The sequence below is a fragment of the Aeromonas sp. 160P genome (genome assembly GCF_055193095.1).
This window is the reverse complement of record NZ_JBUXKV010000001.1, coordinates 1,892,607-1,907,379: the sequence shown is the minus strand read 5'-3', so window position 1 is coordinate 1,907,379 and position 14,773 is coordinate 1,892,607. Positions and strand designations below refer to the sequence as shown.

At 58.1% G+C, this 14,773-nt stretch carries 8 protein-coding genes and 1 pseudogene; 1 reads left to right on the top strand and 8 read right to left on the bottom strand.

Annotation, left to right across the window (positions count from 1 at the left end; translation table 11 throughout):
• Nucleotides 1-94: 94 nt before the first annotated feature.
• Nucleotides 95-1,009, bottom strand: coding sequence for a LysR family transcriptional regulator (locus tag ACY8FN_RS09025; RefSeq protein WP_463099800.1), 915 nt, complete (start codon nucleotides 1,007-1,009; stop codon nucleotides 95-97).
• 170 nt (nucleotides 1,010-1,179) lie between these two features.
• On the opposite strand from ACY8FN_RS09025, the gene ACY8FN_RS09020 reads away from it, so the two are divergent.
• The gene (locus ACY8FN_RS09020; RefSeq protein WP_042020579.1) at nucleotides 1,180-2,436 is read left to right on the top strand and encodes an adenylosuccinate synthetase; all 1,257 of its coding nucleotides are present in this window, start codon (nucleotides 1,180-1,182) and stop codon (nucleotides 2,434-2,436) included.
• Nucleotides 2,437-2,613: 177 nt separating this feature from the next.
• Here ACY8FN_RS09020 and ACY8FN_RS09015 read toward each other — a convergent pair whose 3' ends face one another.
• The 7 genes and pseudogenes from ACY8FN_RS09015 to ACY8FN_RS08985 all read right to left on the bottom strand — a co-directional run bounded on the left by ACY8FN_RS09015 (nucleotide 2,614) and on the right by ACY8FN_RS08985 (nucleotide 14,684).
• Entirely contained in the window at nucleotides 2,614-3,447 is an 834-nt protein-coding gene (locus ACY8FN_RS09015; RefSeq protein ID WP_463099799.1) for a hypothetical protein, read from the bottom strand.
• The gene (locus tag ACY8FN_RS09010; RefSeq protein WP_463099798.1) at nucleotides 3,447-5,282 is read right to left on the bottom strand and encodes a hypothetical protein; all 1,836 of its coding nucleotides are present in this window, start codon (nucleotides 5,280-5,282) and stop codon (nucleotides 3,447-3,449) included. The genes ACY8FN_RS09015 and ACY8FN_RS09010 overlap by 1 nt, the downstream gene beginning before the upstream one ends.
• Before the next feature lie 11 nt (nucleotides 5,283-5,293).
• Nucleotides 5,294-6,862 carry an OmpA family protein gene (locus ACY8FN_RS09005; RefSeq protein ID WP_162517245.1) on the bottom strand — a complete coding sequence of 523 codons (1,569 nt, stop codon included), beginning with the start codon at nucleotides 6,860-6,862 and terminating at the stop codon, nucleotides 5,294-5,296.
• Nucleotides 6,863-7,443: 581 nt separating this feature from the next.
• Nucleotides 7,444-7,791 (bottom strand): annotated as a pseudogene (locus tag ACY8FN_RS09000) (transposase domain-containing protein); the annotation flags it as partial.
• Between the two features lie 92 nt (nucleotides 7,792-7,883).
• Nucleotides 7,884-10,334, bottom strand: a complete 2,451-nt coding sequence (locus tag ACY8FN_RS08995; protein WP_463099797.1) for a YgiQ family radical SAM protein — start codon at nucleotides 10,332-10,334, stop codon at nucleotides 7,884-7,886.
• A 184-nt stretch (nucleotides 10,335-10,518) separates the two neighbouring features.
• Nucleotides 10,519-13,635 (bottom strand): efflux RND transporter permease subunit, encoded by a 3,117-nt coding sequence (locus ACY8FN_RS08990; RefSeq protein ID WP_463099796.1) that lies wholly within the window; start codon nucleotides 13,633-13,635, stop codon nucleotides 10,519-10,521.
• The gene (locus tag ACY8FN_RS08985) at nucleotides 13,635-14,684 is read right to left on the bottom strand and encodes an efflux RND transporter periplasmic adaptor subunit (protein WP_162515498.1); all 1,050 of its coding nucleotides are present in this window, start codon (nucleotides 14,682-14,684) and stop codon (nucleotides 13,635-13,637) included. The genes ACY8FN_RS08990 and ACY8FN_RS08985 overlap by 1 nt, the downstream gene beginning before the upstream one ends.
• Between the last annotated feature and the right edge of the window lie 89 nt (nucleotides 14,685-14,773).

Genomic DNA, 14,773 nt, shown 5'->3' with positions numbered 1-14,773 from the left:
CCTGATTGTGAGTGCCCACTTGCGATAATTGGCTGGTAGCAATTGGCTGGTGGAAATTTTCTTGTGGGAATGGTTGCGCAACCTGACTGCCCTGCTACTGCTCAAATCCCCGGGTCAGATAGGGATTGGGCTTCTGGATCTCCTCCTCCACCCAGTGCAGCAGTTGCTTGATGGCCCGCGACAGCACCTGATTCTGACGCACCACATAGCCCAGACTGGTGCCGGGAAAATCGCTCAGGCTGGTGACTGGCGCGGTCAGGTTGAGGCGCGGATGCAAAGAAAAATCCGGCACTATGGCGACGCCAAAGCCAGCCTCGGCCCAATCGAGCTGGGCATCCACGCTGCCCACCTCCATGATGCGGCAAGGGGGCAACGCCAGCAGCGGCAACGACGGATCGATCACCGCCCGGGTACGAGTATCATGGCCCAACAAGATCAGGGTCGGCTCATCGAGGGGATCGCTCTCTCCCGCAATGGCCCGCTCTTGCCAACGTGCCAGCCCGTGGCCCAGCGCACACCAGGTCACCTGCTGCAGCTCGGTATAGAACAGCGGCTCGCTGCGCTTTTGCGCCATCACGAAGCCCAAATCCGCCTTGCCCGCCTTGACCAGCTCGGCGGCCTGATCCGAGGTGGTGTTGAACAGGGTGAGATCGATGCCGGGAAACTCCCGCTTGAAACGCTGGAACGGCTGGATCAACAACAGCCGCGAGATAATGTCGCTGGCGGCGATGGCCAGCGTCCCCTGACTCAACTGGTTAAGGGCATTGAGATCGGACTGACAGAGCTGCAGCTCGGCGATGGTGCGCTCGGCACTTTGCAGCAAGCGCTCCCCTGCCTGCGTCAGCCGAAACGGGCTGCGCTCGATCAGCCGCACCCGGGTCGCCTGCTCCAGCCGCTTGAGATGCAGGCTGACATTGGGCTGGGTCATGTGCAGCTCGGTGGCGGTCTGACCAAAATGTTGCAATCTGGCCAGGGTGACAAAGGTTTGCAGCCAGTGAATATCCAGCATAAGAGTCCCTCAACCCGCTATTGACGCGGTCTGCACGGCAAAACTGGGCCGTTTGCCGCTTAATTGGCCACCATTATATGGCTTTCTTATCGGAATTATAAAAATAATTAATTTTTCTAATCCGCATCAGGCTCCTAGGATGGACGCCTAACGTCTTAGGAGAAAGAGTCATGTCGTCTATCGTAGTCGTAGGTGCTAACTGGGGTGATGAAGGCAAAGGCCGCATCGTTGATTATCTGGCAGGTCAAGCTGGCGCCAGCATTCGCTTCCAGGGCGGCAACAACGCTGGCCACACCGTGGTCAACGATCTTGGCACCTTCAAGCTGCACCAAATCCCCAGTGGCGTATTCAGCCCGGATTGCCTGGTTGTTCTCGGCCCTGGCATGGTGATCAGCCCAGAGAAACTGACCGTTGAGCTTGATGAAGTCAAAGCCTCCGGCGTGACTCCGAAGCTGGCAATCTCTGATCGCGCAACCCTCTGCCTGCCGCTGCACGCGCTGGAAGATACCCTGGAAGAGCTGCGTCTGGGCGATGGCGCCTATGGCTCTACCCGTCAAGGTATTGCTCCCGCCTACGGTGATCGCGTGATGAAGAAAGCGATCCTGGTTGGCTGGTTGAAGCAGCCGGACGTGCTGGTCGAGCGCATCCAGTTCATGCTGGACTGGAAACTGCCGCAGATGAAGGCTATCTATCCGACCTTCGAATTCACCCAGACCGCCCAAGAGATGGCCGACTGGCTGCTGGAAGTCTCTGCCCCGTGGATCGACGCCGTTTGCAACGTCAGCATGCCGCTCAAAGCGCTGCAGGCTGAAGGCAAGACCCTGCTGTTCGAAGCGCAGCTGGGTGCTGGCCGTGACCTCATCTATGGTGAGTACCCATGGGTCACCTCCTCCCACGTTTCCGGTGCTTATGCCGGTATCGGTGGCGGCCTGCCGGCACTGCGCCCAGAGCGCATCATCGCCGTGGCCAAGGCATTCAGCTCCTCTGTCGGTACCGGCACCCTGCTGACCGCCATGGAGAACCAGGACGAGTTCCGCAAGATCACCAACGAGTTCGGTGCCACCACCGGTCGTCCCCGTGACGTTGGCTACTTCGATGCCGTCGCTACCAAGAACGGTGTTGAGCTGCAAGCGGCGACCGAAGTTGCCCTGACCAAGCTGGACTGCCTGACCGGCCTGCCGGATCTGAAGATCTGCGTCGCTTATGAAGGTGCTCACACCGAGAACCCGATCTGGCCACAGACTGCAGCCCTCAAGCCTGTCTATGAAGTGATGGAAAGCTGGAGTGAAGACATCACCGGCTGCCGCACCTTCGAAAGCCTGCCTAAAGCCGCCCAGAACTACGTGCTGCGTATTGAAGCACTGCTGGGTGTGCCGGTTCCGATGGTTTCCGTCGGCCCAGGCCGTGACGAGATGATCCTGCGCTAAGCAGCCCTCTCATCGTCAAACAAAAAACCGGCATCCATGATGCCGGTTTTTTTATGGCTGTCATGCTGCCAGCACAGTGAAAAAGTAAGTAAAAACAATGCCAGTCAGATTTAACTGACTGGCATTAACCATGACGGTGGTAACTTTTATCCCTACCAGCTTAATGCTGTGAGGCCGTTACTGCACAGAGACCGTCAGCTCTGGATGCCCAAATGCTATGAGCTGGCCGTTAGAACGTTGGAAATATTGGCTCCAGAAGGATTCTAGATTCTGGATCATCTTGCCACTCCGATAACCGTTTTTTGTATCGGTAGGCACAAAGGCCGCCCCATGCACATAAACCCTTGCACCGTTGAAGTCAGCAACCAGATTAGCCTTTTCGACCTTGGCTAGCTCCACTGAAGGCGAAATATCACGGATCCCTTTGGATTGATAGAAACTACCAAAGTCACTGTATTCCAGCATGTCAGACATCAGCAGAATGACGTTATCCTTCACGCCCTCAGCCGCTCGGATATCGTCGCTCACCGCCTTGAGGCTAAACAGGATCTCGCTGCGCGGGATATCTGTCGAGGATTTGCCCATGGTTTGAACAAACTGCTTACCAAATTGTTGCAACATAACTTTGGGTTGAGCAGCAAGACATTGATCGAGCTTCTTGGCGTTCATCATCGGCACATCACCCAGTTGCGATTGGTCAAGCCCTTTATCTAGCTGGCCTGCATATTTGAGCTGCATGTAGTGGCCTTCCAAATAGGCGGAAAAGGAGTACAAGCGCAACTGATCGCCCGGCTGCAGGAATCGCTTGATATGCTCCCAGGCGGTGCGCTGCAGATCCGACGTGAGCGGCGTGGTCTGATCCACCACAACCGACAACATGCGGCCCGAGGGCGCTGGCTTGAACTCGATAATCCTAGCCTGTTGATAGCAACTGCTCAGGTCGTTGCGTTCTGCTGCCATCACTGTCGCAGGAAGCATCAACATCAGCGCCAGAAGGATCTGTGGTTTCATCACGCCTCCACTTTGTCGAGCATTTGCAATCGACGTGCTCGTTTAAGGTCGTCCACAGACACGCCCTTCTTCTTAGCGACATAGTCCATGTCGTCAGCTTCAAATTGAGTAAGATCGCCCCAAGCATGAGGATCGAAACCTGCCACCCTTTCTCCCTCGGAATGCGCCTTTGGTGCTTCGATGGTCTGGGTCACCTGTGCCATGTCAGCCACTGGTGCTACCGATTCAGCTGATGGTACTGATGTGGCTGCGAGCGGAACCGGTTGATAGGATTGAGCAACAACTTGTGGCTGTGCCACTGTAGGTCTCGCACCAAAGACAGCCACCAGTTCATTGAACGTCGCCTTTTGAGCCATCAACGCAGGATTATTGATCGCGGCGAACCGGGGGCCAGCAACATCAGTGATCGCCCAGATCTTCTCGTTATCCTTAGCGTTTATCGCGGCCTTCAAATCCGTTATGGTCTTGGCGACGTAATCGGTGAGCAGATCGGTACTATGCTGGCCGATCGCCCGGTTTTTCTGGTTATGCTCAATGATCGCCTGCTCTTCCACATAGCGCAGGAAGGTGCGACTGTCTTTGTTATGACTCAGGTCGTCCTTCGTCTTACCGTTCACCCTGAACACCTTGTCCTGCAACGACTGCAACTTCACCAAAGAAGATTGGGCATCTTGAGCAATGGTGGCAGCTTTGGCCTTGTGGTGACGGACAAACTCGTCAGCACTGTTGTACTTGTGGGTCAACTCCCAGGCACGACGTGAGTAGGTACCAGCGAAGCCGTGACGGAAAGCAAGGTAGGTAGAGGCGAACTGGATAAAGCAGAACAAACCAGACAGCACCGCAAAGGTCACCAACGAGGCGCGGTGCATCGCATCAATCTGGTCTTGCGCTGACTTCTGGCTGCTATTAATTGACAACTCGGCCATGTCAGTAGGCAAAGGGATCTCCTCCTCGCCAGATGCAACAGGGAAATCATCGGCACTCTGGACGACGGATGTCGGATTCTCAACCAACATAGCTTCCTGCTGGTTCAGGGTTTCGGTTCGAACCCAAAATGCAGCGATAGCCAGCCCTACGATAAAGATCCCATACCCAGCAATAATCGAGAACCGGCGCTGTGGCTGCCCGTATTTATCGAGCGGCACATTGATCCGGTTCAGCAATTGTTGGAAGGGTTTAGCCTCATTGTCGTCATAGGTATTGTCGATAGTCGCGTTGAGCGTCTTTGTCATGTCTGCCCCATCACGAATCGACTCGTAGGAGAGGATCTTGTTCACTACCCCGTTGCGGTAGAGTTGACGGCCTGCAAACTCGGACAGAACCAAAGCGATAATGGAGATAACCAAGCCCAGGAAGAACGCGCCGACAATGGCCGTGTTGGGGGTTGCCATAGTAAGGGCAAACGGTGCCAACGCATAGCCAAAGGCTGATGCTTCAATCACCATCAGGACGATCATGAGCAGCCAGATACCCAATCCCTTTTCAGACCGGTCCGCCTCGTCTGCTTTGCCCAGATAATCCAGGTTGCGCTTGAAATTCTCTTCTGATGGCTGATGCTCTGAGTAATAGGTTTGATACGCACCGCACACCCCTTTCTCACCGGCATTGAAGCCGACTGCATTGGGGTTGTCCTCAGACCTCTCCTCGTTTTTACCCGGCATTCTGGTCCAAACTGCAATGCGGCCAATCCATGGCAACCGCAGCCGCATCTCCATGTGCCAGTATTTTACTTCGTACCAATAAACGATGGTGGTCACGACCGCAACCATCAGGCCGATCACCAGACTGATGATGTGCCAGGCACCCGACAGGGCGTGAATGATGTTTTCAAACATGTCTAATTCCCTTAACGACGCTTGGGCAGGTATTGGGCCACATAGGCATCACCCTGCTTCGGATAGTAAATTTCGCCCGCAACCGCAGCACCAGATCGTTTGTCGAACACAACGTCCATGCACGACACTGGCGAAGCGGCCTGATTAACGGCAAATACCCGATAGAGGATTTGAGTCTCCCCTTCATAGGTATTGGCGACCGATTCAATCTTGGCGGTCTGCTTTTTGGATTTCTTGTAGTCCGGGATGAACTGCATGGCGGGCTGCTTAGCCACTTTCGCTTCGTCACGCAGTACCGCAACCGGCCCCACCGAGGCCACATGACCATTCACAGCGGCGACCCATGGTTTACCATTGAGGCCAGGGAAGTATTCTTCGGTAGAATGTTCCGCCAACGGTTGGCCATTCGCCAGATTCTTAACCTGGCCCTCGACCCGGGGCATATCCCCTATGCAAGAACTGATAGGTGCACTGGCGTAAGCCGGAGTGATAATGGAGAAGGTAGGGGTTTTTGGCGCAATGCTGCCGGTCAGCGGTGAGGAACTGTCGGCAACCAGATGACCACCAAAGTCGATAGTTCCCTTGCCGGCCAGTTTGATCGCTACAGATTCACTGGCGGTCGATGAAGGGGAGAGAACGTCACCCGACTTAGGCTGAGCGACCGGCTTATCATTGAGGGGAGCTGTAGCTGTAGCTGTAGTCGTCGACTCGGTAGCGTTAGCAGACTTAGCTGGTGTTGTTTCAGCCTTCATCGTCTTTTGGGTCACAGCTGTGGTAGTGGAAGCCAATGCGACCTTACTCGCAGAACCGGTACCATGAGCTAAATATTTGGGACTGGCACGTTCCTCACTCACACGCTTGACCAGCAAGGCCTCATTTTGCACCTCGACCAACTCGACCCTGCGGTTCTGTGCCCTACCATCTTCGTTGTCGTTGCTGGCAATTGGTCGGGAAGAGCCTGCCCCCTGGTAGTAGATATCGCTACGAGGCACACCGGCAGCAGCCAATATCTGGCCCATGGCCCGAGCTCGTTCCTCAGAAAGGCGCTGATTGAACTGAGCAGCACCAGCAGAATCGGTATGGCCGACCACCAACACCTTTCTACGTTGATTCTCGGGGAGCTTGGACTGTTCTTCCCGTTTGCTGGCAAACTCTTGCGCCACACGGGTCATTTTCCGGTGGCCCTCGGTGGTTAAGTTGGCAGAACCGACCGGGAACATCTCGGCGTACTCTATAGACGCTTCAAGTCCCACAGCTGTAGAAGATTCATCTTTCGGTTTCTGTTGCTCCTGAACGGCAGCCACTTGCAGTTCGCGTACCTGCATTTTTAAACCTTCTTCCTTGGCTATTTTTTGCAACCGATCAACTCGGTCTTTGTACCAAAGGCCGCCACCACACCCCACAGCGGCACCGGCAACAGCGCCGAGGAGCACCTTGTCGCTACCACCTTGGGTGGCACCGATCGCCGCTCCAGCAAGAGCGCCGAGCAAGCCACCACCGGCACAGCTTACCCAGCTATCACTCTCAGCCACTTGCTTGTCGATGGTTGCACACCCTGTCACGGACAAGGTTATGGCCATCGCCAGCACTGTTGGCCTATCTATAGGCATCCTAATCATTACTTATCCCTTTTTTTGTTATGTTTACCTGAATAGCAAGATTTATTGCCAGTCCCTCAAATCACCGCGAGTCAGTAGACAAAACACTGAGTAGCGCGTTGATAAACAATTCCATGATAAATACCGGCACACCCGGAATATCATCGGGACTGGTCTTAATATTGAGTTGGGCGAAAAATCACCAACACACCACGTGCGGTCGCAACATGCTCAGAACGCTCAATAGACAACCAGTTATTTTTATTTAAGTTTTTTAGGCTGTTTTCCTAGGCAATACCGTTTCTCCTCGGGAATATTTCAGCAAAAGACAGGCTCTCTTATCCAGATATCCAATCGCCTTACCATTGAGAAAGTATCCACAAACCAAGGGACTCCAAATGGAGTCAGACAATCAATATTGCAGCCCATATTGTGCCTCATACGAGAATTCAATGCAGCCTCATTATGTAGATTGCGAAGGGGGGATCCCGCGCTGGGCAGAAGTCGCCGACAAGGAGAACGCGGCGCGGGTGCGCGAGGTGATGCTCAACACCCAAGAGTTCAATGAGCAGCTCGGCCAGCACCATCTCGTTAACGGCGCAGCTCTCCATGACGGCCTGGGTGAGCAGGTGACTGGTCAGCTCCATCTGACAAAGCATGCGTACCTGCGGATAGGCGGTCTCACTAGGCAGCAGGATATCGAGCTGATTGACCAGCTGAGCCATGGGGACGTGGTGGAACATGGCCATGCCGATGATGGCCCAGACCCGCAGTTCCATGGGTATATGGCGACGGCGCAGGTTGGCAACGCCCTCCTCACCGAGCCGGTCGATAATGAGCGCAGAGGGAATGAAGTCGGAGAGTGGCTCAAACTGGGCAGCATTGCTGGCATGAAGGAAGTCGAGAGCCTGTTAGATACGCATAAAAAATCCGAAACCAATCAATAGGTTTCGGATTTTTACACATCAGGAGGAGCGGTCAATAGATCTTTAACTGATTGGCATTACCGTGCCGGTCGCTTGGCACCATTCCCTTTGGCCGCAGGCTTGCTGCCTTGAGTGGCGGGTTTGGCGCCCGGCTTGACAGAGCCAGCGCGGGTCGGCGCCTTGCCCTTGTGAGCGGGTTTCCCCTGCCCTGTCGGTTTAGCATCTGGAGCGGCAGGCTTGCCGTTGCCTGCCCCTTTCTGCAACTGGCCACCCACAGGTTTGCCATTGCCCGCCTTGCCGCCATGTTTGCTGGCCGCCGGGGCATTAGCTGCGCCAGCCTCGCTGCGGGCGGCACTGTTACCACGTCCGTTGCTCTGGCCGCCAGTCCCCTTGTTACCCGTGCCATTACCACCATTGCCACGTTGGTGACTGATGTTGCTATGGCGGGTCAGGGCCGGTTTTAGCCCCTTGTTGGTGCTGCGCGAGGCCACCGCCTCACCACGCCCTTCCGCTGGCACCAGACAGCCGGGGCCGTTGCCGATCAGGTGGCCCTTGCCCATGGCGAGCAGGGCTTCGCGGATCATCGGCCAACCGGCCGGATCGTGGTAGCGCAGCAGCGCCTTGTGCAGGCGGCGACGGCGCTCACCCTTGACCACGAACACATCGCCACCGGTGCGGCTCACCTTGTTGAGTGGGTTTTTCTCGGTGTAATACATGGTGGTGGCGTTGGCCAGCGGCGACGGGTAGAAGTTCTGCACCTGATCGAGCTTGAAGCGGTTCTCTTTAACCCACAGCGCCATATTCACCATGTCTTCATCGGTAGTGCCCGGGTGGGCGGAGATGAAGTAGGGGATCAGGTACTGCTGCTTGCCCGCCTCTTTCGAGTATTTGTCGAACAGCTCCTTGAACTGGTAGTAGCTGCCCATGCCCGGCTTCATCATCTTGGAGAGCGGCCCCTCCTCGGTGTGTTCCGGCGCGATCTTGAGGTAGCCGCCGACGTGGTACTTGGCCAGCTCCTTGATATAACGGGGATCTTCTACCGCGATGTCGTAACGCACGCCGGAGGCGATGAGGATCTTCTTGATCCCCTTGAGGTCACGCGCCTTGCGATAGAGGTTGATGGTCGGGGTGTGGTCGGTGTCCATGTGGGCGCAGATGGTGGGCCAGACACAGGAGGCACGACGACAGGTCTGCTCGGCCTTGGGGCTCTGGCAGCGCAGCTTGTACATGTTGGCGGTGGGGCCGCCGAGATCCGAGATAACGCCGGTAAAGCCGGGCACCTTGTCGCGGATATCTTCAATTTCTTTCAAGATCGACTCTTCCGAACGGCTCTGGATGATGCGCCCTTCGTGTTCGGTGATGGAGCAGAAGGAGCAGCCGCCAAAGCAGCCGCGCATGATGTTGACCGAGGTCTTGATCATCTCGAAAGCCGGGATCTTCTCGTTGCCATAGGCCGGGTGCGGCACCCGCTGGTAGGGCAGGCCGAACACGCCATCCATCTCGTCGGTTTCGAGCGGGAAGGCGGGCGGGTTGACCCAGATGATGCGATCACCGTGGGCCTGCGACAGGGCGCGGGCGCAGCCGGGGTTGGTCTCGTGGTGCAGAATGCGCGAGGCGTGGGCATAGAGCACCTTGTCCTCTTTGACCCGCTCGAACGCCGGCAGCTTGACGTAGGTCAGCTCCCACGGCTTGGGCTTGGGCGGCTGCACCAGCACCGGCTGGGCCTCTTGGGCGGCAGGGGCCGCTTCGGTGGCGTCGTCCGAGCAGGGCGCCCCTTCCATATAGGGGTTCATGATGGGATCGATGCGGCCAATCTGGTCGAGCTTGCTTGAATCCACTCCTTTCCAACCCGGCAGCGGCTCCTTGCGGATCACCGCGGTGCCGCGAATATCCTGCATGGTGTCGATGCTCTCCCCCGCTGCGATGCGGTGGGCCACCTCGATCAGCGGACGCTCGGCGTTGCCGTAAATCAGGATATCGGCCTTGGCATCGAGCAGGATGGAACGGCGAATGGTCTCTGACCAGTAGTCGTAGTGGGCGATGCGGCGCAGGGATGCCTCGATGCCGCCAATCAGCACCGGCACCTCTTTGAACGCCTCTTTGCAGCGCTGGGTATAGACCAGGGTGGCTCTGTCCGGCCGCTTGCCGCCCACATCCCCCGGGGTGTAGGCGTCGTCGTGGCGCAGCTTCTTGTCGGAGGTGTAGCGGTTGATCATGGAGTCCATGTTGCCCGCAGTCACCCCGAAGAAGAGGTTCGGTTTGCCAAGGCGCATAAAGTCATCCTTCGATGACCAGTCCGGCTGGGCGATGATGCCGACCCGAAAACCCTGGGATTCGAGCATGCGGCCAATCACCGCCATGCCGAAGCTCGGGTGATCCACATAGGCATCCCCGGTCACCAGAATGACGTCGCAGCTGTCCCAACCCAGCTTGTCCATCTCTTTGCGGGACATGGGCAGGAAGGGCGCCGTGCCGTAGCACTCGGCCCAATAGCGGGGATAGGAGAAAAGGTTGGGTACCGGCTGCATTTTGAACACCTGGAAAAATTCGGGTCGCGCATTATACCGGTTGCGGCCAAGGGGAGCGATGGCTTTTTGTCCCTATAGATCCCACGGAATAGGCCGCCGCCAGCAATAGCAAGGGCGCCCGCAGGCGCCCTTGTGATGATAAGGCTGACAACTGGCCCCGCTTGGGTTCAAGTCAGGATTGAGGTCAGAGCAGCGGAGGGTGCGACTCCCCTGCCCCTTTGGCGGCCAGCGCTTCGTCAACCTGCTGATCCCGCGCCCCTGTCATACCAGCGTGGCGCGCCAGCAGATGGTAGATGGCGGGCACCACCAGCAGGGTGACCAAGGTTGCCAACGACAGCCCGAAGAACACCACTGTACCCACCGCCATCCGGCTCTCGTAGCCCGCCCCCATGGAGAGCATCAGCGGCACCGCACCGATAATGGCAGTGAGGGAGGTCATCAGGATCGGCCGCAGCCGGCGCACCGAACCGGCGATGATCGCCTCCTCGAACGATTCCCCCCGCTGGCGCAGCTGGTTGATGAACTCGACGATCAAGATGCCGTTCTTGGTCACCATGCCGATCAGCATGATCATCCCAATCTGGCTGTAGATGCTCATCTCCTGCCCCGTTAGCCAGAGGCCCAGCAGACCACCGAAGATGCCGAGCGGCACCGTCATCATCACCACCGCCGGGGTCAGGGTGCTCTCGAACTGGGCCACCAGCACCAGATAGACCACCAGCAGGGCGAGGCCAAACACCAGCGCCATCTCCCCCTGATTGTCGCGGTAATCCTTGGAATCACCGGCGTAATCCACCGTCATGCCGGTCGGCAAATTGGTGTTGGCCCAGCCATCGAGAAAATCGAGGGCCTCACCGAGGGTGTGGTCGGGGTGCACATCGGCCGTCAGGGTAATCGCCTTCTGCCGCTGATAGTGGTTGAGACGGTTGGCGGTCGCCACCTGTTTGACGGTGGCCAGGGTCGAGAGGCTCACCATCTCGCCGTTGGCGGCTTTCAGGTAGATACGGCCAAGATCCGAGATGCCGTTGAACTCGGTCTGGTTGCCACGCAGATAAACGTCATACTCCTCGCCTCTGTCCACGTAAGTTGTCTTGCTCACCCCGCCCAACATCGCCTGCAAGGTGTTGGCGACGGTGGAGACCGGAATGCCAAGCTGGCTGGCGCTGTCGCGATTGATGGTCACCTGCAGCTCGGGGGTCTTCTCGGCATAGTCCAGATCCGGGCTCAGCATCAGGCCGCTGGCCAGCGCCGCCTTTTGCAGTTCAAGTCCCTGCAGGTAGAGCTCGCCATAGTCGTTACCCTGCAGCACAAACTGCACCGGCGCAGTGGACCCACCACGAAAACCCGGCATAAAGGGACGGATCATCACATCAGGAATACCTGACAGCTTGCCCCCCAGGGTGCGGGCAAACTCACTGGCGGTGATATCCCGCGCGGCCCAGTCGGTGAGCTGGATGATCGCCATGCCGGTCTGATCGCCACCGCGGCCAAAGGCAGGGGTACTGAAGCTGAGCGCCTGTACCACCCCTTCCCCCAGCATCGGCATGATGGCGGACTCCACCTGCTGCATGTTGCGCTTCATCCGCTCTATGCTGGTGCCCTCGGCCCCCTTGACGAAGACGAACACCACCCCGCGATCCTCGGTGGGGGTCAGACTGTTGGGGATCTGGCTAAACAGCGCGCCAATGCCACCAAGGCAGAGCAGCAACAGCAGCGGCATCCAACGGGAGCGGCGCAATACCCACGCCAGCAGCTGGCGATAGATCTCCTCCAGCCAGCCCATGCCACGATCGAGCCCGGCGGTCAGCCGATTCGGCTTATCCAGCGGGCGCATCAGCCAGGATCCCATGGCGGGGGTCAGGGTCAGTGCCACCAGCGAGGAGCAGAGCACGGCGAGCGAGAGCAGGATCGCAAACTCGGTAAAGAGCCGCCCCACCATGCCATCCATAAAGGCGATGGGGACAAACACCATCACCAGCACGGCGGTGGTGGCGATCACCGCAAAGCCCACCTCGCGGGTGCCGTGCCAGGCGGCCAGCAGCGGCGGTTCGCCCCGCTGCAGATGGTGGTGGATGTTCTCCACCACCACGATGGCGTCATCCACCACCAGCCCTATGGCGAGAATAAGCGCCAGCAGGGTGATGAGGTTGATGGAAAAACCAAAGTACCAGGCGCCGATAAAGGCGGAGATCAGCGATACCGGCACCGTAATGGCCGGAATAAGGGTGGTACGGGCCTGTCCGAGGAACAGATAGAGCACCGCCACCACCAGCACGGCGCAGATGGCCAGGGTCTCGTACACCTCGTCGATGGCCTGCTTGATAAAGACGGTGGAGTCGTAATCCACCTCGAGCTTGGCTCCCTCCGGCAGGAAGCGCTGCATCTCGCCGAGCTTCTGCTCGATCCCCTGCGCCACTGCCAGCGGGTTGGCGGTGGACTGGGCGACGATGCCGATACCCAGACTCTCTTTGCCGTTGCGCTGATAGGCGCTGTCTTCGTTCTTGGCCCCCACCGCCACATCGGCGATATCGGCCAGATAGACGCTCTGACCGTTGGCGGCAGCGCGGATCTGCAACTGCTGGAAATCCTCCGCCGTGTGGTAAAGCCGGGCGATCTGCACCGCCATGGTCATGCTGTTGTTGCGGATCTCGCCCCCCGGCAGCTCGATATTGTCCCGCTTGAGGGCATCCTGCACATCGGTCACATTGATGCCACGGGCCGCCATATCCGCGGGTCGCAGCCGCACATACATCACCTGAGTCAGGTCACCGGAGAGCTCAACCTCACTCACCCCATCCACCAGACTCAGGGGGTCGACCAATACGCGGTTGGCGTAGTCGGTCATGGCGGTGCGGTCCATCTGGCTGCTGCTGAAGTTGAGCCAGATAGCCACATCGCCGTTGCCGCTGTCTTTGGTCACCAGCGGATCATCGGCATCATCCGGCAGCTTATCCTTCGCCCGGGAGAGGGCATCGCGCACATCAGAGACCCCTTCCACCATGTTCCAGCCGAGCTTGAACTCGACGGTGATCATCGAGCGCCCCTTGCGGGTCATGGAGTTGATGTTCTTGATGCCACTGATGCCGGAGAGTTGATCCTCGATGGGTTTAGTCACCTGACTCTCCATCACCGAGGGGGCAGCCCCCTCATACATGGTGGTGATGGAGACCGACGGGGTCTGCACATCGGGCATCTCCCGTACCGTCAACTTGGAAAAAGCCACCAGCCCGAACACGGTGAGCAGCGCGCTGAGCACCACCGCCACCAGCGGGCGGCGTACTGAAATATCGGAGAGCCACATCAGCCGTTCACCTCAGCCAGATCGCGCACCTGCACCCCATCACGCAGATTGACCAAGCCCTCGACCACGATACGATCGCCGACTTTGAGCCCCTCGGTGACCCAGACGGTCTCCCCTTCGGTCTCACCGAGCACCACAGGCACCCGTTTGACCCGGCCATCGGCCTCCAGGCGGTAAACAAAACGCTGCTCACCAGCATACTCCACCGACTGGGCCGGGATCAGGGTGAGTTGCTGGGCAGGCAGTGCCAGCGCCACATTGAGTAACATGCCCGGCCGCAACTGGCCGCTGTCATTGGGGATCATCACCCGCGCCTTGATGTTTTGGGTATCGTTGGAGACGCGGCTATCGAGGGTGGTGAGGGTGCCGCTAAAGTGCTGATCCGGCCAGGCGGTACTGGTGGCGGTGACCGCCATGCCCGGCTTCAGCAGGGAGAGGTAACGCTCCGGCACCGCCAGATCGAGGCGCAGTTTGTCGATCTCATCCAGATGCAGCAGGGTATCGCCGCTGTTGACCAGCGCCCCTTCGCTCAGATCAATCAGGCTCACGGTGCCGGCAAACGGCGCCCGCAAAGTGCGCAGGGAGAGCTCATAACGGGCGGCATCGAGGCGCGCCTGCACCTGCGCCACCATGGCCTCCTGCCCATCCAGCAACGATTGGGTCACGGCGCCACGGGCGACCAGTTTACGCATCTCCCCCAGCTTGCGATTTTCATCGCGCAGGCTGGCACTCTGCTCGGCCACCGCCGCCTGCTGCTTGCCGGTATCCAGCGCAATCAGGGTATCGCCCTGGTTGACCTGCTGACCCGACTGCACCGCAATCTTGACGATGCGACCGGTCACCTCGGGGCTGATCACCACCGAATTGTTGGCAACCAGCTTGCCCACCAGTTTGAGGGTCGGCTCGGCCAGGCTCTGCGCGACCGTTTGGCTACGAATATTGACCTCTCTGGCCGGGGCTTTGGCGGCGGGTTCGCTGTGGCGCATGGTCCAGACAGCAGCAATCACAATCAAGGAAAGGCCCACACCGAGCCAGATACGCATTTTCATCGAACGATCCATGAAGAGTTGGAAGGTAAATCCAGATTGGGGCCATTTTAGCCCCATACTATGCCGTAACTATGTATAAATGTGACAAA

Bases quoted from the DNA above. Each gene is read 5' to 3' on its own strand.
- ACY8FN_RS09025 (WP_463099800.1), bottom strand. From the start codon at position 1,009: ATGCTGGATATTCACTGGCTGCAAACCTTTGTCACCCTGGCCAGATTG.
- ACY8FN_RS09020 (WP_042020579.1), top strand. From the start codon at position 1,180: ATGTCGTCTATCGTAGTCGTAGGTGCTAACTGGGGTGATGAAGGCAAA.
- ACY8FN_RS09015 (WP_463099799.1), bottom strand. From the start codon at position 3,447: ATGAAACCACAGATCCTTCTGGCGCTGATGTTGATGCTTCCTGCGACA.
- ACY8FN_RS09010 (WP_463099798.1), bottom strand. From the start codon at position 5,282: ATGTTTGAAAACATCATTCACGCCCTGTCGGGTGCCTGGCACATCATC.
- ACY8FN_RS09005 (WP_162517245.1), bottom strand. From the start codon at position 6,862: ATGGCCATAACCTTGTCCGTGACAGGGTGTGCAACCATCGACAAGCAA.
- ACY8FN_RS08995 (WP_463099797.1), bottom strand. From the start codon at position 10,334: ATGCAGCCGGTACCCAACCTTTTCTCCTATCCCCGCTATTGGGCCGAG.
- ACY8FN_RS08990 (WP_463099796.1), bottom strand. From the start codon at position 13,635: ATGTGGCTCTCCGATATTTCAGTACGCCGCCCGCTGGTGGCGGTGGTG.
- ACY8FN_RS08985 (WP_162515498.1), bottom strand. From the start codon at position 14,684: ATGAAAATGCGTATCTGGCTCGGTGTGGGCCTTTCCTTGATTGTGATT.